Source organism: Streptomyces sp. NPDC005574 (assembly GCF_040605435.1).
GTDB lineage: Bacteria > Actinomycetota > Actinomycetes > Streptomycetales > Streptomycetaceae > Streptomyces.
Genome location: NZ_JBEXCW010000011.1, coordinates 81571 through 103957 on the forward strand (window position 1 = coordinate 81571; position 22387 = coordinate 103957).

Consider the following 22387-nt stretch of genomic DNA (forward strand, 5'->3'; position numbering starts at 1 on the left):
GGCCGATCTAGGGTTTGGGCATGGCACGACCACGGCGCATCGTCCTTGTCCGGCACGGGGAGTCAACGGGCAATGTTGATGACACCGTCTACGAACGCGAGCCCGACCACGCGCTGGCCCTGACCGACCGGGGCTGGCAGCAGGCCGAGGAGACGGGCAAACGGCTGCGCGAGGTGCTCGGCCGCGAACCCGTCAGCGTGTACGTCTCCCCGTATCGCCGCACGCACGAGACGCTGCGCGCCTTCCACCTGAACCCCGAGCTCATACGCGTGCGCGAGGAGCCCCGGCTGCGCGAGCAGGACTGGGGAAACTGGCAGGACCGGGACGACGTCCGGCTCCAGAAGGCGTACCGCGACGCGTACGGCCACTTCTTCTACCGTTTCGCCCAGGGCGAGTCCGGAGCCGACGTCTACGACCGGGTCGGCGGCTTCCTGGAAAGCCTCTACCGCAGCTTCGAGGCGCCCGACCACCCGCCGAACGTGCTGCTGGTGACCCACGGCCTGGCGATGCGGCTGTTCTGCATGCGCTGGTTCCACTGGACGGTGTCGGAGTTCGAGTCACTGTCCAACCCGGGGAACGCGGAGATGCGGATGCTCGTTCTCGGGGACGACGGGAAATACGTGCTGGACCCGCCCTTCGAACGCTGGCGGGACCCGGAACCGTACGGGATCACCGGATAAGGTGGCCAAGCCATGACAGCCGACTCCTCATCCGACGGGCGCCTGGACCGCGCCCTGGCCAGCCTCCGCGGACTCACCGTCGGAGACGCGCTGGGCTCACAGTTCTTCGTCCCCGTGCACTACCCGCTGCTCAAGCGGCGCGAGCTGCCGCCCGGTCCCTGGCAGTGGACGGACGACACGGAGATGGCCTGCTCGGTCGTCGCCGTCCTGGCCGCCCACCACCGTGTCGACCAGGACGCGCTGGCCCACTCCTTCGCCGAGCACCACGACTTCGACCGGGGCTACGGCCCGGCCGTCAACCGTCTGCTGCGCCTGGTCCGGGAGGGCGGCGACTGGCGCGAACTCGCTGCCGAGCTCTTCAACGGACAGGGATCCTGGGGCAACGGCGCCGCGATGCGCATCGCCCCCCTCGGCGCCTGGTACGCGGACGACCCCGAGCAGGCGACGCACCAGGCGGAGATCTCGGCGTACCCCACCCACCAGCACCGTGAGGCCGTGGTCGGCGCCATGGCCGTGGCTGCTGCCGCCGCGCTGGCCGCGGCCCCCGGCGGCCCGCCCAGCGCCGAGGCGCTGCTCGACGGGGTCATCGCCCTCGTCCCCAGGAGCGCCGTCGGAGCGGGACTCCGGCGGGCCCGGGACATGCTCGACTACGGCGACGCCGGCACGGTCGCGGCCGTGCTCGGCTGCGGACGGCGTACGAGTGCCCATGACACCGTGCCCTTCGCGCTCTGGTCGGCCGCACGCGGTCTGCGCGACTTCGAGCAGGCGTTCTGGACGACGGCCCAGGTCGGCGGCGACGTGGACACGACCTGCGCCATCGTGGGTGGAGTCCTCGCCGGAGGGAAGGCGGGAGCTCCGCCGGCCGCGTGGCTGCACCGGACGGAACCGCTTCCGGAGTGGGTCACGGCGGAGACCTGACCGGTCGCGGGGCGCGGGTGGGTGGGCATGTTCGGTGGGCATGGTCGGCGGGCGTGAGCCGCGAGGCATGGCTGCCGAAACTCTCTGTGTTGGATGGGAACTCTGCGTGACCGTCCGGCCGTTGTCATGACATCTGCTGTGCGGAGTGGGACGTCCTACCGACACCCGACCCGCCAGGGGTGCGGGGTGGAGGCGGCGAGGGCTGAGCGGCGGGAGGGTGTGGGGTGGTGGTCATGGCGGTGATGGCAGTGATGTCGGTGATGGCCGTGCTGGCTCTCGCGGTGGGGTCGGCCCTCGTGATCGCTCCGGCCTGTCCCTGTGCGTTCGCCCCTCTTGCCGCGCTGTTCCGGGTGCTCTCGCCGGTCGGCGCGCGTGCCGTGCTCCGACCGGCGTTCCTGCTCACAGTGCGAGGGGGCGAGGGCCTCGCCCGCGAGGCGCGGATGTCCGGCTCGCCGACCTGGCCGCCCGGCCCCTGGAGGCGGGCCGGGCGGCCGTGGCGGCCGCCGGCGTCGGCCGGCTCAGGCGACGCCGGCTCCCGACGTCCCGGCGAGGGACTCCAGATCGCTCTTGCGGACCCGGATCACCAACCAGGCCGTGGCCAGGGCGAGTACGGCCATCGCGGCCGCCGCGACGAAGCCCGTCGAGATGCCCTGGGCGAGCACCTCGTGTCCCCACGGGGCGGGCAGCTGATGCGTCTTGGCGAACTCCGCCTTCTGCTGCGGCGATCCGTCGGCGAGGAAGTGCGGCAACTGCTTCTCGGCCTCGTTCTTGCTGGCCGTGCCGAACACCGTCGTGAGGATGGACAGACCGAGCGAGCCGCCCACCTGCTGCATGGCGTTGAGCAGTCCGGAGGCCGCGCCCGCCTCGTGCGGGGCCACACCGGACACCGCTGTCAGGGTCAGCGTGACGAAGTTCAGCCCCATGCCGAAACCGAACACCAGCATCGGACCGAGCACTCCACCGACGTACGAGCTGTCGGAGCTGATCAGCGTCTGCCAGGCCAGGCCGATCGCCGCGAGCGCCGAGCCCGTCAGCATGAACGGCTTCGGGCCGAGCACCGGCAGGAACCGCTGCGACAGACCCGCGCCGAGCGCGATGACCACCGTCACCGGCAGGAAGGCGAGACCGGCCTTGATCGGGCTGTACCCCAGCACGTTCTGCACGAAAAGCACGATGTAGAAGAACATTCCGAACATCGCCGCGGCGAGACTCAGCATGATCACGTACGTGCCGGACCGGTTGCGGTCGGTGAACATGCGCAGCGGGGTGATCGGTTCCTTGGCGCGGGACTCGACGTAGACGAAGGCCAGCAGCAGCACCACGGCGGCGGCGAAGGACGCGATCGTCAGGGCGTCCCGCCAGCCCTCGTCCGCCGCGCGGATGAAGCCGTAGACGAGCGAGGCCATGCCCGCGGTCGAGGTCAGCGCACCCGCGAAGTCGAAGCGCCCGGAATGGCGTTCGGACTCGTTGATGTACAGCGGTGCGAGCAGGGCGATCACCACGCCGATGGGTACGTTGACGAAGAGCACCCACCGCCAGTCGAGCCACTCGGTGAGCATGCCGCCCGCGAGCAGACCGATGGCGCCACCGCCGGCGGAGACCGCGGCGAAGACGCCGAAGGCCCGGTTCCGTTCCGGTCCCTCGGGGAACGTGGTGGTGATCAGGGCCAGGGAGGTGGGCGAGGCGATGGCGCCGCCGACTCCCTGCAGTACGCGCGCGGCCAGCAACTGCCAGGGTTCCTGGGCGAGTCCGCCGAGCAGCGACGCGAAGGTGAACAGCAGGATGCCGGTCATGAAGACCCGGCGCCGGCCGAGGATGTCCCCGGCCCGGCCGCCCAGCAGGAGCAGGCCGCCGAAGGTGAGCGTGTAGGCGCTGACGACCCAGGTGAGGTCGGTGGTGCTGAACTTGAGAGCGTCTTGAATGTGCGGGAGGGCGATGTTCACAATCGTCGCGTCGAGTACCACCATGAGTTGGCAGGCCGCGATGACGGCGAGGGCGATACCGGGGCGCCCCTGCCGCCGGGCAGCACCCGGTGTCTGATTTTTCGTCAACTGAGAGGTTGTCACTATGGGTCCCCCACAAGTGCCTTAGTGAACGATCGCGTTCACTGTTGCGTCAACGGTAGTGAGTCCCCAGTAGTGAACGCAAGCGTTCACTTAACTTCGCGTCACGCGGCACGTCCCCCTTTGCTGCCGCACGACGGGGTCCACCTCCGCCACCTCCCCGCTCCCCTGCCCGCTGGAGACAGTCAGATGGTTACCTCGCGCTGGACGGCGACCCCCGCCCGGCCGGCCGCCCTTCGTCGGCGCGGCGCCGTACTCGAACAAGCCATCCTCGATGCCGCCCTGGAGCAACTCGGCACCGTCGGCTGGAACGGCCTCACGATGGAGGGCGTCGCCGCCGCAGCGCAGACGGGCAAGGCCGCCGTGTACCGCCGCTGGCCCTCCAAGGAGGATCTCGTCGCGGACGCGCTGGAGGCCGGGCTGCCGAGCTTCGAGGAGGCCCCCGACCTCGGTGACGTGCGCGCGGACCTCTTCGCGCTGTGCCGAAAAGCACGCGACGCGATGTTCTCGCGCCCCGGTTCGGCATTGCGCGCGGTGATTCACGAATGCGACCACCTGCAGGCGGAGCGCTTCCACGGCGTGATCCTCGGTGGAGTGATCGAGCCGGCCATACGGCTGATCGGCGAGGTCATCGCCCGCGGAATAGCAAGGGGAGAGGTGCGACCCGACGCGGCGAACGGATACGTCTGCGACGCCATCCCCGCCATGATGATGTACCGCTCGAAACTTTGCGGAAGCGAATGGAACGACGCGGATCTCGAGGAGCTGCTCGACCAGCTGGTGCTTCCGCTGCTGCGGCCGAGCGGTGGATGATCACTCGCGCTCCAGCCCGCGGCACCGCTCCGGGAAACCCGGTGTCGCGGGGTGAACGGGGCGGCGTAGGCTGAGCACGCCATGCCGTACGTACCCCCTACCCACACCGTCGAGCGCTCCCTTCGCGCGACGACCGGAGCGAAGGTCATCGCAGGTGTCGACGAGGTGGGGCGCGGCGCGTGGGCCGGTCCCGTCACCGTCTGCGCGGCGATCACCGGACTGCGCCGGCCCCCCGAAGGCCTGACCGACTCCAAGCTGCTCACCGTGAAGCGGCGTACCGAACTCGCCTCCGTCCTGCGGACGTGGGTCACGTCGTACGCCCTCGGGCACGCCTCCCCGGAGGAGATCGACAGCCTCGGCATGACAGCCGCGCTGCGGCTCGCCGCGATCCGCGCGCTGGAGGACCTCCCGGTCCGCCCCGACGCCGTCATCCTCGACGGGAAGCACAACTACCTCGGGCTGCCCTGGCAGGTCCGCACGGTCATCAAGGGCGACCAGTCCTGCGTGGCCGTGGCCGCGGCCTCGGTGATCGCGAAGGTTCAGCGCGACAAAATGATGGCCGAACTGGGTTCCGACCATGCAGACTTCGACTTCGCAGCCAACGCCGGGTATCCGTCGCCCGTGCACAAGGCAGCACTGGAGGTGCGGGGCCCCACCCCGTTCCACCGGTTGTCGTGGGCGTATCTTGATGCGCTGCCTCAGTGGCGGCACCTGAAGAAGGCCCGCAGCTGGGCGGACGGAAGCGTTCCGGAGATCGAGGGGCAGCTCGGCTTCGATTTCTGACAACTCCGCTCGCACTCATGTGCCACCCCCTGGCGCGAGCCGCACCAACGTTTGATAAAAATCAGCTCATGCCTCTCATTCCCGAGGAGCCTCAGATTCACGAGAGTGCCCAGGGTCCCCGCGCCACGCCGGCCAGCAGCCGCGTCGCGCCGACCCCCCGCCCCGTACCCGGCCCCCGCCCCGCGGCTCCGCCGCGCCCCGGTCGTCCGGGCCCTGTGCGGCCCGCGCCGCCGGTGCAGCGCGCACCGCGCGACCCGGCCACGAAGACGCCCGGACCGGCCGGTCCGAGCGCCCCCACCGCCTCCGCCACGGCGCCGGCGACCCCGCAGATCCAGCTGATCCCGGCCTCGGCCGAGGGTGCGCTGGACGCTGCCGAGGAAGCCGTCGACCTGTTGCTGGAGTCGGGCCGCGCCCCCGGTGAGGTGCTGGTGATCACCACCGGCGAACCGCATCCGTGGGCCACCCACGAACTGTCCTTCGGCGAAGCCTCCTACTGGGCCCAGCACGACGCGGGCGACGACGTGTTCTACGCGGAGGCCGCCAAGGCCTCCCGAGCCACGCCCCGCCCGGTGGTCGTGGTCGCCGTCAACAGTGCCGACCGCGCCACCACCGCTGCCGCTCTGCCGCAGGCCCGCTCCAGGGCCGGTGCCCTGCTGATCGTCTGCGGAGACCCGCAGCAGATCAACTCGGTACTGGGCACGGACGTCTGAGGCTGCTTCCGGTACGGTCCGGAAGCTCCGAAGTGTGCTGAAGAGTGCCGCCGCGGCGGCACCCGGACGGTGTTCAGGAGTCCGGCGTGCGTGCGGCTGTGCGTTTGCACGGAGGTCGATTTCGCGCGCCGGCGTGCCTGTGGCGCGGGCGCCGGGTGGTGGGTGTCGGCGGGCGCCGACGGGCCGCTCCGGCGACCGCTTCCCGGCGGCCGCCCCGTCGCCTTGGGCGGCGTGACGGTGTCGCGTAAGCCGCGACTCGGGGGTTTCGGGCGTCGTACGGTGGGCGATTCGCCCTGCGGTGACTGCGGGCGTGTGTGCGTGCCTGCGCGCGTCCGGGCAGCGGTCGTAGACGACGGCCGACCTGGGCCCGAAGGTGCGGGCGGCCTGTGGTCGTTGACGTACAACCATCAACCGTGCGGTGCTACAGAATTCGGTCCAAGCAGTGCTACCGAACAGACGGCCACGCTTGGCCTCGACACGTGTGCGTCGCTTTTGCCTCTGCCGCCGCACGGCGCTGATCTTGACGCCGACGCCGACGCCACCGACGGGCGTCAGCGGTCGGCGTCAGCGGGCTGCCGCCCGGCGAAGCACCTCCGAGGCGGCGCCACCGGTGCGCGGTAGCGGAGGCGGCGCCTCGGACAGGGCGAAGGGCTCCGGCTTCGATTCGGAGTTCGGGCGGCGCCCGCCGCGTCCCTCACCCAGGACCTGCCAGCCGTCCCGGGTCAGGGTGATGTACGCACCGCAGCGCAGCCCGTGCAGGGTGCAGGCGTCACGCAGCCCCCACATCCACGCACCGTCCTCCGGCGTCCAACGTGCGTCGCCGTCACGGCAGTAGAGCAGCACGGCGGTGCGCACGGGTGTACGGCGCCGCAGATCGTGCGGGATCACCCGGCGCAGTTGGTCCAGCAGGACGTTGCGGAACATCCAGCCGTCGGCCGGGGCCGAGCGCCGGGTGAACGAGGCGCTCGCGCACACCCGTTCCTCCGGATCGAGGACCGCGACGATCGCCGTGGCCGGTCTGGGCCGGTGCCGGGAGTGCAGTCCGCTGACGACCTCACGGGGGTTGCGCAGCAGAGGGATTCCCGCGGCGGCCCACTCGGCGGGTTCGAGCATGCGGGCCATCGCGGTGGCGGATGCGGCGGACAGAACGGCAGACGACGAGGTCGATGCCGCGGAGGACGGAGCAAGTCCGAAGGTCACGGTCCTCCCTTCGGCTACGCGCCCGCACTGCGGGCGAGGTCGGAATCGGGGGAACGCACGCCGCAGCAGAGCCCTACCGGACCACGGACGAGCCGTGCGGGGAGCGGAGTTCAATTCTTCCTGTCGAACTGGGTTGCGGCAACGAGCAATTGAGCCCGGTGACCCCTATGGGATTGTTCGAGGCTTATATCCCTACCCAGTGCGTCGCCGGATGACGCATGAGGCCGCCGAACACAGCGATTTCGCGTCCGCGGGTGCTCAGCGTGTACCCGGCGGGCTCAACTCCTCACCGCCAGGACCAGCGGCAACACCCCCTGCGCCCCGGACTGCAGCAGAAGGCGCGCGGCGACCGCGAGGGTCCAGCCCGTCTCGGTCACGTCGTCGACGAGCAGGACGGGACCGTCGGCGGCCTGGAGCGCCTCGCGCAGCGACGGCGGCACGACGAGCGCCCCGTTCAGGGCCCGAAGGCGCTGGGCACTGTTGGAGCGGGGCCCGGACAGGGCGTCCGCCTGGTCCGTGTAGGCGAGAGACCCCAGCATCGGGATGCGGCCGACCGAGGAGATCCTGTCGCCCAGCGATTCGATCAGCTGCGGCCGGCTCCGGGACGGCATGGCGACCACGCCGGCGGGGCGGGCCAGGGCGTCCGGAGCGCGCGACGCCCAGCCGCCGGGCCCCGTGGCCCAGTCGGACAGCACGGTCACGACCGCGTTCGCCACATCGTCCGGCACCGGCGTGTCGGGGGTCTGGGGCGAGAGCAGGGGGCGCAGCCGGTTGCCCCAGCCGATGTCCGAAAGGCGGCCGAGGGCCCGGCCCGGGGTTGCCTGCTCACCGGGCGGGATACGACCCTTGAGGTTGACGCCGACGGCCGGAAGCCCGGTCGGCCACATGCGGCGGGGCTCCACCACGACTCCCGCGCGGGCGAGCGAGCCGCCGGCGGTGTCCAGGGCCCGGGAGGAGACCTCGGCGGTGAAGCGCGCTCCCGCGCAGTTGTCGCAACGGCCGCAGGGAGCGGCCTGTTCGTCGTCCAGTTGCCGCCGCAGGAACTCCATGCGGCAGGCCGTGGTGGTGGCGTAGTCGCGCATGGCCTGCTGCTCGGCCGAGCGCTGCTTGGCGACCCAGGCGTAGCGCTCCGCGTCGTACGACCAAGGCGTGCCGGTGGAGATCCAGCCGCCCTTGACCCGGTGGACGGCGCCGTCCACGTCGAGGACCTTGAGCATGGTCTCCAGGCGGGTGCGGTTGAGTTCCACGAGCGGTTCGAGGGCCTGGAGCGACAGCGGCCGGTCCGCCCGAGCGATGAGGTCGAGCGTGCGTCGGACGGCCTCCTCCGGCGGGAACGCCACGGAGGCGAAGTAGGCCCAGATCGCCTCGTCCTCCCGTCCGGGCAGCAGCAGCACCTCGGCGTGTTCGACACCGCGTCCGGCCCGCCCGACCTGCTGGTAGTAGGCGATGGGGGAGGAGGGCGACCCGAGATGGACGACGAAACCCAGGTCGGGCTTGTCGAAGCCCATCCCGAGAGCCGAGGTGGCGACCAGGGCCTTCACCCGGTTCGCCAGGAGAGCCTCCTCGGCCTGCTGCCGTTCGGCGTTCTCCGTCTTGCCCGTGTACGAGGTGACCGTGTGCCCGCACTGTCGCAGGAAGGCGGTCACCTCCTCGGCGGCCGCGACCGTGAGGGTGTAGATGATCCCGGAACCGGGCAGATCGTCCAGGTGATCGGCGAGCCATGCCAGTCGGTGAGCGGCGTCCGGCAGTTGCAGGACGCTCAGACTGAGGCTCTCGCGGTCCAGTGGGCCCCGCAGCACCAGCGCGTCCGAGCCGGTTCCCGTGCCCAGCTGCTCGGCGACGTCGGCGGTGACCCGTGCGTTGGCCGTGGCGGTCGTGGCCAGCACCGGGACGCCCGGCGGCAGGTCCGCGAGCATGGTGCGCAGCCGCCGGTAGTCGGGGCGGAAGTCATGGCCCCAGTCGGAGATGCAGTGCGCCTCGTCCACGACGAGAAGGCCCGTGGCGCCGGCCAGTTCGGGCAGTACGTTGTCGCGGAAGTCGGGGTTGTTGAGCCGCTCGGGACTCACCAGCAGGACATCGACCGTGCCCGCGGCCACCTCGGCCTGGATGGTCTGCCATTCCTCCGGGTTGGAGGAGTTGATGGTGCGGGCGTGGATGCCGGCCCGGGCGGCCGCCTCGACCTGGTTGCGCATGAGCGCGAGCAGCGGGGAGACGATGACGGTCGGCCCGGCGCCGTGCTCGCGCAGCAGGGCGGTCGCCACGAAGTACACCGCGGACTTGCCCCAGCCCGTGCGCTGCACGACGAGCGCCCGCCGCTTGTCGGCGACCAGCGCCTCGATCGCGCGCCACTGATCCTCGCGCAGCCGCGCCGAGCCCGTGGTGTCCCCGACGAGTCGGGCCAGTACTGCGTCCGCGGTCGTGCGCAGTTCCGCCTTGTTGCTGTCCGTCATGCCTCCATACAACAGGACGCCACTGACAGGCGGGAGCGCGGCGGTGGACGCCGGACGGCGGCCGAGGTGCTGGTGACGTGTTCCTGATCGAAGTTATCCACAGGGTGAAACGGGATTCCGTGATTCGCGAGATCGTCGGCGCATGACGAATCACAGCGAAACGACCGGACCGTCCGAATCACCCGAACCTTCCGAATCATCCGAACCTTCTGAAGCTGGGCGAAACGGTATGAACGCGGCATCGCCCGAAACCGCCGGACCCTCGGCCACGTTCGAGTGCTTCGGCAATGTCTTCGACGCCCCCGACGGTGAGGCTGTTTGCGACCTCGGAGACTCCGGCGGCATCGACGGCATCGGCACCGTCGGCGGCATCGAAGCGCGGGGCCATGGAAGCGGAGGGGGGCACCAGCGAGCCGCAGGTAACACACCCGGCCTCGCCGGGGTGGGAGCCGAGCGGGCAGGCGCCGAGGAGCACGTCGAGTGCCTGACCTACGACGCCCCCGGAAGCGAGCACCAGATCACCCTGCGGACCCCGGCCGAGTTGGCCGACGCCCTGCCGTATCTGCTCGGGTATCGACCCGAGGACAGCATCGTCCTGGTCGCCCTGCACGACCGGAGCGGGCGCGGCCGGTTCGGAGGCCGGGCCCGGCTCGGCATTCCGTCGAACGAGGACGACTGGGCCTCCGTAGCCCGGCAGCTGACCCACGGCCTGATCACGGGCAGTGAGCGACGAGGACGCAAGCCCGAGCAGATGGTCGCCTATCTCTGCCAGGAACCCGCGAAGGGTGAGTCGGGGCGGCAGGTCATGACGCGACTCGCGTCCCTCGCCGCCACGCTGCGCACCGAGTGCGGCCGGTTGGATGTGCCCGTCATCGAGGCACTGTGCATCTCCGACGGCCGTTTCTGGTCGTACTGCTGTCCGAGCGAAAGCTGCTGCCCGCCCGAGGGCATGCCGATGGGGCTCCCCGGCACGTCCGTCCTGGCCGCCGCGGCGACGTACGCGGGCCTTCAGGTCCGGGGCACACTGCGCGAGCTCAGGGCCCGGCTGCAGCCCTGGGAGACCGCTGCGGCTCTGGAGCAGGAGACGGTCTTGGATGCCACCAGCATGCGTCTGCTCCCGAGGATGCTGGACGGGGAGGATCGGGCGCGGGTGGCCGAGGAGACCGTGCGGCTCGCCGAGCGGGTCATGACGCGCCTCGCCGAAGCACCTCGCGCGTCCGGCGCGCTGCAGTCGGACATGCGGGACGACGAACTGCTCGGACATCCCGAAGCCGCCGCCCTGATCATCGGTCTGCAGGACCGCACGACCCGCGATCGCGTTGCCGAATGGATGGAGGTCGAGGAAGCCGGCCCGGCTCTGCGTCTGTGGCGAGCCCTGGCCCGCCGCTGCGTCGGTTCGTACGGCGAGCACGCGGCGGCGCCCCTCACCCTGGCCGGCTGGGTGGCATGGTCGAGCGGCGACGGCGTCGAGGCCCGGGAAGCCCTGGCGATGGCGCTGGGCGCGGACTCCGGCTACCTCTTCGCCCGTCTCCTGCATCAGGCGTGCAACGAGGGTCTGGACCCGGAGTCGATCCGGTCCTGTCTGCGCGCCGAACGGGAAAGGCGGGCGCGGTCGGAAGGCACACCGGCGGGTGAGGAGCGGCAGTCCGCCGACGCCCAGACCGTCCCGGCGCAGTACGACGGGACGCCCGCAAGCACGACGGAGCACGACGCGGCGCCCTGGCCGGAGGAAGTCCAACCGCTCCCGTCACCCAGCGGAGCTTCACGGAGGCGACGGCGGACCCGCATGGCAACGCGCCCGGTCACCGGGCCCACGGCTGCGGAAATCGGCGCGAGGCAGCCGGGAGAGCACGCACGCGGTAAAGACGGATCGGGCCCCCCGGTACGGACGGCGGGCAGTTCCCGCCCCGGGACGCGAAGGGTGCCAGGCTCGGGACCGAGCAGCCCCGGGAAGGAAACCGCCCCAGGGCGCGGCACCCGTACAGGCAAGGTCAGCTCTGGGGACGACACCGACGAGAGCAAGAATTGATCGACCGAATCACACGGCAAGCCGTTTCCGGGCCGGCGGTTGGGTTGGTGTGCGGCCCGAGAAGTGGCCCCCGCGTGACCTGGGTCGCCGGCCATCTGACCACGATCACACCCCGGCACGGACGAGCCCGTGGCGTGGCCGAGGACGACGGGCACCGCAGTCATGGCACCGGTACCGGTTGCCGTCCCGCCCACCGCTGCCATTCGGTCGGCTTCTCCGGCCGCGGGCGTGACCGGCGGGACGTCCGCCCGGTTCACCTGAGTGGCGGAACGCCTGAGCGAGCCGCGCCGCTGACCACCGATCTTCCCCTGGGAGCCCCGCCGCCGGTGCCGAAACCGTACGAAGCGTTCAGAGAGCAGAGGAAGCCGCCCCTTGCACCAGCCGACCTGCCAGCCGTCCCGCCTCCAGCCGATGACCACGACCGCCACTCCACCGACGCGACCGCACCGATCGGGGGGAGGGGCGACCGGCTCGCCGCCCCGGCCCGCCGGCTCGCACTCGCGCGGCCGGTGCCGCGCCGGCCGCCGCCCGGATGACGCTGCCCCTCGGCACCAAGCTCGCCGTGGGTACCTTGCGTACCCTCGCGCGAGCACAACTCCCGGGAGGTGCAACGCGATTCGGGATGATCCCCGGGCCGCGACGGGACGCGGGCGTCCATCTGCCGCCGAGCTGCACGGGCACGGAGGCCACCCTGCTCTTCCCCGTGCTGCTGGCGGAGGCCCGCCGGTGGGGGCTCCCGGAGCAGGAGATACATGAGTTGCCGCCGGCGGCCGAGCGCTGTCTGGCCTGGCTGTGGACGACGGTCGGTGAGGGTACGTACCTGCACGACCCGTACCCCGACGGTCCAGCCCGCTGCGAGGTTCAGGCCCAGGCGTACCGGGCGGCACTGCTCGGAGCGGAACTGCTCGACGCGTTCGGCAGACCCGGCGGCTCCGCACTGAGGGAATGGGCCGATCGACCGAGGGCGGCCTTCCGGGAGGAGTTCTGGGTCGATGACCGTGGTGGCGGTCGGCCCGCCGCGGCCCGCGCTCCGGACGGACGTCTCTTTCCCCAGCTCGGGGCGGCAACTCTGCACCTGCTCGACACCGGCCTGCTCGGCGCAGGCAGACAGGCGCCCGGTCTGCTCGACAAGGTGCAGACCGAACAGCTCGCCCGGCTCCTCGGGAGCCCTGCCATGGACTCCGGCTGGGGCCTGCGGGGGCTCGGGGAGAAGGAGACCGGATACATCCCGTTCGGCCACCGCGACGGCGCCGTGCGGGTGCACGAGACGGCGATCGGTGTCTCAGGGCTGGCCACCGCCGGCTACGAGAAGGAGGCCGGAGCACTGCTGCGAGGCCTACTCGCGGCCGCCGAGACCTTCGGACACCGTCTTCCCGAGATGTACGCGGAGGAGCGACGCACCGACGGCAGCGCGCCCGTGCCGCATCCTGCGGCCTGCCGCCCGTCGGCCACGGCAGCCGCCGCTGGGGTCCTGCTCCTGACCACTCTTGCCGGCGTCCGTCCCGACGCACCTGCCGGGACGGTGACCCTGAGGCCCGTGAGCAGCGCGCCGCTGGGAGAGATCGGCCTGACGGGGCTGCGGGTGGCCGGAGCGCCCTTCTCCGTACGGGTCAGCCGCCTCGGCCTCGCCCTGATGGAGGAGGCCGCGGACGGGCTGCAATTGAGGGCATGACCTCGTGGAACACGGCACCGCACGCCGTGGGCGACTCAGCGCCAGAACGTTGCCGGACCCAGGCGATCCAGCCGTCGATGCGGCCGGCGAAGGGAGTGTTTATCGTCAGGCAGACGACTATGATCGCGGCATGCCCTACGACCCGTCAGCGTTTCCGCCCTTCGCCGTCACCGTGGACCTGGTCGTGCTGACCGTGCGCCGCCATGCCCTGTGCGCGTTGGCGGTGCGCAGGGGGGAGCCGCCCTTCCAGGGGCGCTGGGCGCTCCCCGGCGGTTTCGTGCGGGACGACGAGGACCTCGCTCAGGCCGCGGCGCGTGAGCTGGCGGAGGAGACCGGGCTGCGGGCGCACGACCCGTCCGTTCCCGCCCAGGGCAACGGCGCCCACCTAGAACAGCTGGCGACCTACGGCGACCCCAAGCGTGATCCCCGCATGCGCGTGGTCAGCGTCGCCCACCTGGCGCTCGCTCCCGACCTGCCGGCCCCACGGGCCGGCGGCGACGCGAGCAACGCGCGCTGGGCACCCGTCGAGGAGTTGCTGCAACAGGGCGGGTACGGCCGCGACGGAGAAACGGTCGCGCCGCTCGCCTTCGATCACCACCAGATCCTGGCGGACGGGGTGGAGCGCGCACGGTCCAAGATCGAGTACTCGTCGCTGGCCACCGCGTTCTGCCCGCCCGAGTTCACCGTCGGCGAGCTCCGCCGGGTCTATGAGGCGGTGTGGGGCGTCGCCCTCGACCCCCGCAACTTCCACCGCAAGGTCACGGGCACACCGGGCTTCCTCGTCCCCACCGGTGGCACGACCACCCGCCAGGGCGGACGCCCCGCCCAGCTCTTCCGCGCTGGCGGCGCCACCCTCCTCAACCCGCCGATGCTCCGTCCGGAGGTCTGACGCCGGGGCGGGGAGGGCAGGCAGATCGAATGGTCGGCGACCCACTGAATCCGGCCTGCGGAATACGGCAACGGCACGCGACCGCTCCTCACGGGGATCGATCTGGGGCTGTTCGGAGGTATCTCCGGTTGCACGACGGGCGATCCCATGCCCGCAAATTTGGACATAGCGCGCTATCTTGCTACGGATGATCCAGGCCTTCGGACTGACCAGCAATCCCCGCAAGGACCTGCCGCCCGCTGTCGACGACGTCTCCTTCGAAGCGCGCGCAGGCCGTGTCACCGCGCTCCTGGGAGCCCCCGGCGCCGGCAAGTCGACGGTGCTCCGGCTGATGCTCGAACTGCAACAGGGCCGCGGAATCACCTGTTTCAGAGGTCGCCCGCTGCACCGCGTCACGCACCCGGCGCGAGAGGTCGGCGTGCTGCTGGGTGACGTGCCGGGCCATCCCGCCCGCACCGTCCGCGGTCACCTGCGCATGCTGTGCGCCGCCGCCGGAGTGTCCGCCCGGCGGGCCGACGAGGTTCTCGACGCCGCCGACCTGTCCGCCCTGCGCGACGAACCGCTCGGCACCCTCGCGCGCGGCATGGACCGCCGTCTCGGCCTCGCCTGTGCGCTGCTGGCCGACCCGCACGCACTCGTACTCGACAACCCGGCCGACGGACTCTCCGCTCGCGAAGCCCGCTGGCTGCACGGCATGCTGCGGGCGCACGCCGACCGGGGCGGCACCGTGCTGTTCACCACGGCCGACCCGAAGGAGGCCGCGCGCACCGCAGACCGCGTGGTCACCCTGGAGCAGGGACGGCTCGTCGCCGACCAGGAGGCCGCGGCCTTCGCCCGCACCCGGCTACGCCCCCGCGTCGCCGTCCGCAGCCCGCACGCGGCCCGTCTCGCGGCTCACCTCACCAAGGAGGCGCGGACCACCCGGCGCTCCGTCGAGGTCGTACGGGAGGAGGGCAACCGCCTGAGCGTGTACGGCAGTACCTGCGCCGAGGTCGGCGAGACAGCCTTCCGGCACGACATCCTCGTACACCAACTCGCCGACGAGACAGGCGACATGGGGCCTCACGCGCGGCTTCCCTCCCCGTCGTCGTCACACCTCTTGGAGGCGGCGGTGTCGGACAGGGTGACACGCCCGGCCGCCGATCCGCTCCCGAACGGTGAGGCAGATCCCCTCGCGACCGGTGAGACCGACCCTGTCACGACAGGTGAGCCCGAGTCGCCCACGACCCGAGAGCCCGGGCCACTGACGGGCACGCCCGCCCGTACGCCCACGCACGCAGGCGAGGAAGACGCCCGCGGTCGGGCAGCCGCCCGCCCGGCAGAAGCCCCACAAGCCCGCACCCCGGCCGAATCCTCGCCCACTCTCCCACCCCCCATCTCCGTCCGCACCGCACCCGGCCCACTGCGCCCCCTGCGCTACGAACTGCGCCGCGCCACCGGAATCAGCACCGGGTTCCTCACCGGCGCCGCTGTCCTCGTCACTTCCGCGCTCACCGCGGTACTTCTGGCCCGCATCGGGCACACTCCACAGACGCGTCTGCTCACCGCCTGGCCGCGGGAACTGCCCCTGCCGCCTGCGGCCCTCGGCGCGGGACTGCTCGGGGCGCTCGCCTTCGGCGACGAGTTCCGCCACCCCGCCCTGGCCGCGGACCGCGGCACCGTGCCCCGCCGACTCGGACTGCTCGCCGCGAAACTCCTCGTCGCCGCCGCAACCGCCCTGCTGCTGGCCTTCCTCACGGTGGGTTGCGACGTCGAAATGCTCTATCTCGTCTACGGACGGGAGCTCGCGGAAGTTCCGGGCGACTGGTTGGCGCTGGGCGCGAGCTGGACCGGGCTGATGGTCGGCTGCGCCTGGGCCGGCGTACTGGCCGCGGGCCTCTTCAGATCCACCACGGCCGGGCTCGCCGCGGTGGTCACCGTCCCGGTCGTCGTCGTACCCCTCGTACAGAAGGTCCTGCCACGGCCGTCCGTGCGGACGGCGGCCGGATTCCCCGAACGGCTGCGTGAGGGGCTGCTCATGCAGTGGCCCTTCGGCGGGGAGAGATACTTTGCTGCCGTCGCGCGCGTACTCGCCCAACCTGTGGGTGGCGCACTGACGTTGTCTCTCACGGCGCTGCTCTGCGCATATCTGCTCACGACCCTGCGCAGCAGGGTCCGATGACGACCGTCCGTCGTCTTCCGGACCGGGCCTGCGCACAACTCCCCGGAGAAAGCACGTTTCTTTCCGATAAGGCGTCAATTGCGATGGGGTGAGCGATCACCCTTTCGTGTGCTTTTCACCAAAGACCTCAAGGGAGTTGGAACCAGCGCCGACAAATGATCCGTGAGTACCCTTGCGCACACCATGATGACCGCCGCCCGCTCCGCAGACTCCGGCCTCGCCGGCCCGGGCGAACTCGACCGCTACCCCTACGCCGAGGCGCCGACCGGCCGTGTCGGGGCCTCCGTATGGGACGGCGCGGACCAGGAGCTGGGCCGCGTGGGCCGGCGCGCTACGGGCAGCCGCGGGCGCGGGCTGCACGGCCAACTCGTTCAGCAGCTGGGACAGATGATCGTCTCCGGTGACCTGGGCGCCGACCGCCCGCTGGTGCCGGAGGAGATCGGCCAGCGCTTCGAGGTCTCCCGCACCGTCGTCCGCGAGTCCCTGCGGGTGCTGGAAGCCAAGGGCCTCGTCAGTGCCCGCCCCAACGTCGGTACGCGCGTGCGCCCGGTCAGCGACTGGAACCTTCTCGACCCGGACATCATCGAGTGGCGCGCCTTCGGACCGCAGCGCGACAATCAGCGCCGGGAGCTGAGCGATCTGCGCTGGACGATCGAGCCGCTCGCCGCGCGCCTCGCCGCCGGGCACGGACGCGCCGACGTCCAGCAGCGGCTCGTCGACATGGTCGAGATCATGGGGCACGCGATGGGGCAGGGCGACGCGCTCACCTTCTCCCGTGCCGACGCCGAGTTCCACTCCCTGCTCATCCAGGTCGCCGGCAACCGGATGCTGGAGCACCTGTCGGGGATCGTCTCGGCCGCCCTGCAGGTTTCCGGCGCCCCGGTCACCGGCTGTGACCGGCCGACCGACGCGTCCCTGTCGCACCACGGCAGGATCGTCGACGCCCTCGGTGCCGGGGATGGCCCGGCGGCGGAGTCGGCCATGCGGCAGCTGCTCACCGTCCATCCCGAGGTGGAGCGTGTTGTGCCCGCGCCGCGCGAGCACTGATCGCGCACCGTGGGCGGCGCGGCGGGGAGTGTGTCGTCGTCCTCCTCCCAGGCACCGCTCGGCCGGCGAACCGTCTCCCGTCGGACCCCGCAGGATCCCCAGGGATACTGCGGGGTCCGACGGCGCGATATGGTCGCCGACCGTCGCCGGAGTCCCCTGTCAAGGGCTGTGTCTGACCCTGTAAGTCCACGTATGACCGCTTTTGATCGTTTGTGGGGTGTGACTCGGGCCACGCAGATTGGGCGTAACGCTCTTGGGAACAGTGCGATGACCTAAGAGGTGACAGCCGCGGAGGGAATACGGACGCCGTTCAAGGCGCTGTGCATCTTCCCGGCCCGCCCGCACCGTCGGCCCATCCCAAGCCGGTGGTCGGCTCCAGTCCGCGACGGACGGAGCCGGAAGCCGTTTTCCAACGTTCCGAGAGGTTGTTCGTGTCGGCCAGCACATCCCGTACGCTCCCGCCGGAGATCGCCGAGTCCGTCTCTGTCATGGCGCTCATTGAGCGGGGAAAGGCTGAGGGGCAGATCGCCGGCGATGACGTGCGTCGGGCCTTCGAAGCTGACCAGATTCCGGCCACTCAGTGGAAGAACGTACTGCGCAGCCTCAACCAGATCCTCGAGGAAGAGGGTGTGACGCTGATGGTCAGTGCCGCGGAGCCCAAGCGCACCCGAAAGAGCGTCGCAGCGAAGAGTCCGGCCAAGCGCACCGCCACCAAGACGGTCGCGGCGAAGACGGTGACGACGAAGAAGGCCACCGCCACCGCGACGCCTGCGGCGCCCCCCGCCGAGACCTCCGCCGAGGAAGAGGCGCCCGCTCAGAAGGCCGCCGCCAAGAAGACGACGACCGCCAAGAAGGCGGTCGCGAAGAAGACCGTCGCCAAGAAGACGGCGGCCAAGAAGACGACCGGCAAGAAGGACGACGCCGACGCCGGCGACGAAGAGGCAGTCGAGGAGACCCCCGGCACCGGCAAGGCCGGTGAAGAGGAAGAAGAGGGCGGGGAGAGCAAGGGCTTCGTCCTCTCCGACGACGACGAGGACGACGCGCCCGCCCAGCAGGTCGCCGTCGCCGGCGCGACCGCCGACCCGGTCAAGGACTACCTCAAGCAGATCGGCAAGGTCCCCCTGCTCAACGCCGAGCAGGAGGTTGAACTCGCCAAGCGCATCGAGGCGGGCCTGTTCGCCGAGGACAAGCTGGCCAACGCCGACAAGCTCGCCCCCAAGCTCAAGCGCGAGCTGGAGATCATCGCCGAGGACGGCCGCCGCGCCAAGAATCACCTCCTGGAGGCCAACCTCCGCCTGGTGGTCTCCCTGGCCAAGCGTTACACCGGCCGCGGCATGCTCTTCCTGGACCTCATCCAGGAGGGCAACCTCGGTCTGATCCGCGCGGTCGAGAAGTTCGACTACACCAAGGGTTACAAGTTCTCCACGTACGCCACCTGGTGGATCCGTCAGGCGATCACCCGCGCGATGGCCGACCAGGCCCGCACCATCCGTATCCCGGTGCACATGGTCGAGGTCATCAACAAGCTCGCGCGCGTGCAGCGTCAGATGCTCCAGGACCTGGGCCGCGAGCCCACCCCGGAGGAGCTGGCCAAGGAACTCGACATGACCCCCGAGAAGGTCATCGAGGTCCAGAAGTACGGCCGTGAGCCCATCTCGCTGCACACCCCGCTCGGCGAGGACGGCGACAGCGAGTTCGGTGACCTCATCGAGGACTCCGAGGCGGTCGTCCCGGCCGACGCGGTCAGCTTCACGCTCCTCCAGGAGCAGCTGCACTCGGTCCTCGACACGCTGTCCGAGCGCGAGGCCGGTGTCGTCTCCATGCGCTTCGGCCTCACGGACGGCCAGCCGAAGACCCTCGACGAGATCGGCAAGGTCTACGGCGTCACGCGCGAGCGCATCCGCCAGATCGAGTCCAAGACGATGTCGAAGCTCCGCCACCCGTCCCGTTCGCAGGTGCTGCGCGACTACCTCGACTAGTCGATCAGGCAATCCTCAGAAGCGCCCTGACCTGGTAGTTCACCCGGCGGGGCGCTTCTGCGTGCGTCCATGACGCCCATGACCCACCCGCGGTGACGCCTACGGCGGGGGCCTCGTCCACGGTCGGTCCGCGCCGATTCAGCCGCACGGCTTTCTCCAGCCGCTCACTCCGGTTTCAGCGTCCGCGGTTGACAGCCTGGATCTCCTGGACGACGACATCCTGGTCCGCGCCGAACGTACCGTTCGGGAGGGCGCCGCCCTGACCCGTGGTGCTCGTCCAGCTGATCTTCCAGGCGAGGGTCGCTCGGAGCTTGAAGGAGCTGTCGCCGGAGGAACGCAGGTACTTCACCCCGCACGGCGGAGTCCCGTCGGCCCTGCCCTTGGCGTAGGGCTCGCCGATGCGCCCGTTCCGGATCGCGCAGGGTCCGGAGGCCGGGTAGGTGACCGCGTCGTCCGTGCCCGGGGTGATCGTCAGCGAGACCGGCTCGGCGGTCGTCGTCGCGCTGAGGCCGAGCAGCGGGACGGAAGCCGTCACGGACACCGGCTCGAACTCCGCCGTGTCCAGCCATGCCCAGGTCGGCAGATTCACCTTCGTCGCGTCCCTCGGTGCGAGGTCCACCTTGGTCGAGGGAACACGGATCTCGGCGTAGGCGAGCTGGGCGAGCATCTCGGACGTGATCGCCTGCGGGACCTCGGCGGGCGCCGCGGCACCCTTGTCGACCCAGAAGGGCCTTTCGTCACAGTCCTGGGACGCCGGGTCCGCCTCCCGCCCTTCGGTGACGAACGAGTCCCACCAGTAACCCTTGTCGGCCTTGGCCTCGTTGAAGTTCTTGTACGGGTCGCCGTTGACGAAGTAGTTCTGGGAGTCCAACGCCCACTCGTGACTGGGCGCGCTGCTCTCCCACACCTGCCGCATCTGCGCCCCAATCTCCTTGGGCGTCCATGCCGGCGCGTAGTAGCAGGCAGGGGGAGTCCACGACGAAGCCGTGGTGACGGCACCGGCCGATCCACCCCTGCCGTTCTTCGACGTGTCGAAGACGATCCCACCGGAGACGGCGGAGGAGACCTTGTCGCCGTCGACTCCGGCGGAGGCGTTGGCGTCCGTGTCTGAGCCGTTGGTGCTGCCATGGTGTCCCTAACCGGCGAACGCTTGCGGTGAGCACAGGGAGAGGGTCGCGACCGCGGCGCACACGACCAAGCCGGGCTTGAGGCAGGTCACGACTGGCACGCGGCGCTCCCTCGCTGGGATGCCAGCGTCTCGGTGACCCAGACACCCTGCTTGTTGACCCGAAGCCGGCTGCCGTAGAGGACATAGTTGTCCTTCGACACCGGAGTCACATCGGTCCTACCGGTCTTGATGCTCCGGTTGTACGCCTTGTTCTGGTCTTCGCAGTAGACGAGTCCCGCAGTCCCATCACTGTTGATCTTGACGTTTGCGTCGTAGTAGCGCTTGGCCCCGGTGATGCGGTCCTTGTAATCCACAAATTCCTGGATGAACTTCCGGCTCCCCGCCGCTGCCTCACCGTCTGAGTAGAAGCGGTATGCCCTGCCGAGTGGGTCCTGCTCGGCGACAGCCATGTCGACGGCCCGTACGAACTGCTCGCTGTCGGCCAGCACCGCGTCCTTGTCCTCATCGCCCGTCTTGGGCCACTCGAACGTGTAGGTCAGATCTGACGGCAGCTCGATCTTCGGTCGATCCGCCGCGTTCGATCTCGAAGCGGACGGCGATGCGGAGACCTCACTCCCCGCGCCGGCCCCCGCGATCTTGTCGTTCCCCTTCGCCCCGTCATTCCCACTCCCACAGGCGGACAGCGACAGGGCCGCTACGGCGGTCAGCGTGGTGGCTGCGAACAGGGTGAGGCGGCGGTTCACGGATGGCTCCACGGTGGGGCGAGGGCCTCACGAGTGGGCCAACGCTATCGACGGGGCGCGCGTGACACCAAGCCGGGTCCGCGCCTAACACGGCCCTGCAACCAGCTGTTTTGACTCGAAGTCACCGTCCTGTTCCCGCAGGTGGCCGAGCTCTCGTGCTGCGAGGCGCCGTGCTCTGGATGACTCTGGGTTTTCAGTCATCACCCCGAGTGAGGAGTGCGCATGCGTCGCCGTATCTTCCGGGCGCTGTCCCGGCCGCTGGCCCTGGCGGCCGCGGCAGCCGCGATACCGCTGGTGTCCACCGTCCCGGCCGCCGCCGACACCGTGGTCGTGGGCAGTTTCCCCGTAGACGTGTCGGAGAGCCCCTGGACGGTGGCGCTGTCCAGCCGTGACCGGTTCGGGGGTACCCGGGCCGGTCAGTTCTGCGGGGGTGTCGCCGTCGGCACGACCACCGTGCTCACCGCGGCCCACTGCCTGGCCAAGGACGTCCTGGGGGCGTCACCGGACGGGGTGCGCGATTTCAAGGTCATCGCGGGCCGGACCGATCTGCTGTCGGACCAGGGTCAGGAGATCGCCGTGCGCGACACCTGGGTGAACCCCGACTACGACAGTACGAGCAACGCCGGCGACTTCGCCGTGCTCACCCTCGCCACGCCGCTTCCGCAGGGTTCGGTGATCCGCATGGCGGGCGCCGGTGACCCCGCGTACGCGCCGGACACCGATGCCACGGTCTACGGCTGGGGCGACCTGACGGGCGTCGGTGACTACGCGCACAGTCTGCGAGGGGCGCACGTGCACGTGCTGGCCGACGCGCTCTGCGAAGAAGCGTATCCGGGCAGCACGGACGGCACGTACGTCGCCGGGGCCATGGTGTGCGCGGGCGAGGCCGAGGGGGGCCGGGACGCCTGCCAGGGCGACAGCGGCGGACCGCTGGTCGCCGGCGGGAAACTGATCGGCCTCGTGTCCTGGGGGAGCGGCTGCGGGCGCGCCGGTAGCCCAGGCGTCTACACGCGCGTCTCCGACGCGGTGAGCAAGCTGGGCTGGGGCGGCGTGACGAGAGGTGCCGTGAGGGCGCCTGCACGCCGCTGAGGGGCATTTACGGGCATAACGTACGGGCGGCG

Annotated in this window: 16 protein-coding genes and 1 pseudogene; 12 read left to right on the top strand and 5 right to left on the bottom strand. The window is 70.7% G+C overall.

What is annotated here, in order from left to right; translation table 11 throughout:
* Nucleotides 1-20: 20 nt before the first annotated feature.
* Nucleotides 21-680, top strand: a complete 660-nt coding sequence (locus tag ABZT03_RS10690) for a histidine phosphatase family protein (protein WP_356036464.1) — start codon at nucleotides 21-23, stop codon at nucleotides 678-680.
* 12 nt (nucleotides 681-692) lie between these two features.
* The gene (locus ABZT03_RS10695) at nucleotides 693-1598 is read left to right on the top strand and encodes an ADP-ribosylglycohydrolase family protein (RefSeq protein ID WP_356036466.1); all 906 of its coding nucleotides are present in this window, start codon (nucleotides 693-695) and stop codon (nucleotides 1596-1598) included.
* Nucleotides 1599-2116: 518 nt separating this feature from the next.
* On the opposite strand, the gene ABZT03_RS10700 is transcribed toward ABZT03_RS10695, so the two are convergent.
* Complete coding sequence (locus ABZT03_RS10700) at nucleotides 2117-3664, bottom strand: MFS transporter (protein ID WP_356036468.1); 1548 nt, start codon at nucleotides 3662-3664, stop codon at nucleotides 2117-2119.
* A 186-nt stretch (nucleotides 3665-3850) separates the two neighbouring features.
* Between ABZT03_RS10700 and ABZT03_RS10705 the strand changes: the two genes are divergently transcribed.
* From ABZT03_RS10705 to ABZT03_RS10715, 3 genes are all read left to right on the top strand, one after another.
* Nucleotides 3851-4474 (top strand): TetR/AcrR family transcriptional regulator, encoded by a 624-nt coding sequence (locus ABZT03_RS10705; RefSeq protein ID WP_356036470.1) that lies wholly within the window; start codon nucleotides 3851-3853, stop codon nucleotides 4472-4474.
* An 81-nt stretch (nucleotides 4475-4555) separates the two neighbouring features.
* On the top strand, nucleotides 4556-5257 hold the full coding sequence (locus ABZT03_RS10710; protein WP_356036472.1) for a ribonuclease HII: 702 nt from the start codon (nucleotides 4556-4558) through the stop codon (nucleotides 5255-5257).
* Between the two features lie 68 nt (nucleotides 5258-5325).
* On the top strand, nucleotides 5326-5967 hold the full coding sequence (locus ABZT03_RS10715) for a hypothetical protein (protein WP_356036474.1): 642 nt from the start codon (nucleotides 5326-5328) through the stop codon (nucleotides 5965-5967).
* Nucleotides 5968-6531: 564 nt separating this feature from the next.
* Here the strand turns inward: ABZT03_RS10715 and ABZT03_RS10720 are convergent.
* Complete coding sequence (locus tag ABZT03_RS10720; protein WP_356036476.1) at nucleotides 6532-7167, bottom strand: hypothetical protein; 636 nt, start codon at nucleotides 7165-7167, stop codon at nucleotides 6532-6534.
* A 278-nt stretch (nucleotides 7168-7445) separates the two neighbouring features.
* On the bottom strand, nucleotides 7446-9617 hold the full coding sequence (locus tag ABZT03_RS10725) for a RecQ family ATP-dependent DNA helicase (RefSeq protein WP_356036478.1): 2172 nt from the start codon (nucleotides 9615-9617) through the stop codon (nucleotides 7446-7448).
* Nucleotides 9618-9846: 229 nt separating this feature from the next.
* On the opposite strand from ABZT03_RS10725, the gene ABZT03_RS10730 reads away from it, so the two are divergent.
* The 6 genes and pseudogenes from ABZT03_RS10730 to ABZT03_RS10755 all read left to right on the top strand — a co-directional run bounded on the left by ABZT03_RS10730 (nucleotide 9847) and on the right by ABZT03_RS10755 (nucleotide 19394).
* Nucleotides 9847-11646, top strand: a complete 1800-nt coding sequence (locus ABZT03_RS10730; RefSeq protein WP_356036480.1) for a DUF4192 domain-containing protein — start codon at nucleotides 9847-9849, stop codon at nucleotides 11644-11646.
* Between the two features lie 523 nt (nucleotides 11647-12169).
* Nucleotides 12170-13318, top strand: a pseudogene (locus ABZT03_RS10735) (glycogen debranching protein); the annotation flags it as partial.
* Nucleotides 13319-13448: 130 nt separating this feature from the next.
* Entirely contained in the window at nucleotides 13449-14207 is a 759-nt protein-coding gene (locus tag ABZT03_RS10740) for an NUDIX hydrolase (protein ID WP_356036481.1), read from the top strand.
* A gap of 187 nt (nucleotides 14208-14394) precedes the next feature.
* On the top strand, nucleotides 14395-16368 hold the full coding sequence (locus tag ABZT03_RS10745; RefSeq protein ID WP_356036483.1) for an ABC transporter ATP-binding protein: 1974 nt from the start codon (nucleotides 14395-14397) through the stop codon (nucleotides 16366-16368).
* A 162-nt stretch (nucleotides 16369-16530) separates the two neighbouring features.
* Nucleotides 16531-17415 (top strand): FadR/GntR family transcriptional regulator, encoded by an 885-nt coding sequence (locus tag ABZT03_RS10750; RefSeq protein WP_356036485.1) that lies wholly within the window; start codon nucleotides 16531-16533, stop codon nucleotides 17413-17415.
* A gap of 431 nt (nucleotides 17416-17846) precedes the next feature.
* The gene (locus ABZT03_RS10755; RefSeq protein ID WP_356036487.1) at nucleotides 17847-19394 is read left to right on the top strand and encodes an RNA polymerase sigma factor; all 1548 of its coding nucleotides are present in this window, start codon (nucleotides 17847-17849) and stop codon (nucleotides 19392-19394) included.
* Between the two features lie 175 nt (nucleotides 19395-19569).
* Here ABZT03_RS10755 and ABZT03_RS10760 read toward each other — a convergent pair whose 3' ends face one another.
* The gene (locus ABZT03_RS10760) at nucleotides 19570-20436 is read right to left on the bottom strand and encodes a hypothetical protein (protein WP_356036652.1); all 867 of its coding nucleotides are present in this window, start codon (nucleotides 20434-20436) and stop codon (nucleotides 19570-19572) included.
* Between the two features lie 173 nt (nucleotides 20437-20609).
* A complete protein-coding gene (locus ABZT03_RS10765; RefSeq protein WP_356036489.1) occupies nucleotides 20610-21266 on the bottom strand; it encodes a hypothetical protein in 657 nt (218 codons plus the stop codon).
* A 222-nt stretch (nucleotides 21267-21488) separates the two neighbouring features.
* Here ABZT03_RS10765 and ABZT03_RS10770 point away from each other — a divergent pair, with 222 nt between their 5' ends.
* Complete coding sequence (locus ABZT03_RS10770) at nucleotides 21489-22355, top strand: serine protease (protein WP_356036491.1); 867 nt, start codon at nucleotides 21489-21491, stop codon at nucleotides 22353-22355.
* Nucleotides 22356-22387: the final 32 nt, after the last annotated feature.

What these genes read in the sequence shown, in the direction of transcription:
- ABZT03_RS10690 (WP_356036464.1), top strand. Translation starts at nt 21, where the DNA reads ATGGCACGACCACGGCGCATCGTCCTTGTCCGGCACGGGGAGTCAACG.
- ABZT03_RS10695 (WP_356036466.1), top strand. Translation starts at nt 693, where the DNA reads ATGACAGCCGACTCCTCATCCGACGGGCGCCTGGACCGCGCCCTGGCC.
- ABZT03_RS10705 (WP_356036470.1), top strand. Translation starts at nt 3,851, where the DNA reads ATGGTTACCTCGCGCTGGACGGCGACCCCCGCCCGGCCGGCCGCCCTT.
- ABZT03_RS10710 (WP_356036472.1), top strand. Translation starts at nt 4,556, where the DNA reads ATGCCGTACGTACCCCCTACCCACACCGTCGAGCGCTCCCTTCGCGCG.
- ABZT03_RS10715 (WP_356036474.1), top strand. Translation starts at nt 5,326, where the DNA reads ATGCCTCTCATTCCCGAGGAGCCTCAGATTCACGAGAGTGCCCAGGGT.
- ABZT03_RS10725 (WP_356036478.1), bottom strand. Translation starts at nt 9,617, where the DNA reads ATGACGGACAGCAACAAGGCGGAACTGCGCACGACCGCGGACGCAGTA.
- ABZT03_RS10730 (WP_356036480.1), top strand. Translation starts at nt 9,847, where the DNA reads ATGAACGCGGCATCGCCCGAAACCGCCGGACCCTCGGCCACGTTCGAG.
- ABZT03_RS10740 (WP_356036481.1), top strand. Translation starts at nt 13,449, where the DNA reads ATGCCCTACGACCCGTCAGCGTTTCCGCCCTTCGCCGTCACCGTGGAC.
- ABZT03_RS10745 (WP_356036483.1), top strand. Translation starts at nt 14,395, where the DNA reads ATGATCCAGGCCTTCGGACTGACCAGCAATCCCCGCAAGGACCTGCCG.
- ABZT03_RS10770 (WP_356036491.1), top strand. Translation starts at nt 21,489, where the DNA reads ATGCGTCGCCGTATCTTCCGGGCGCTGTCCCGGCCGCTGGCCCTGGCG.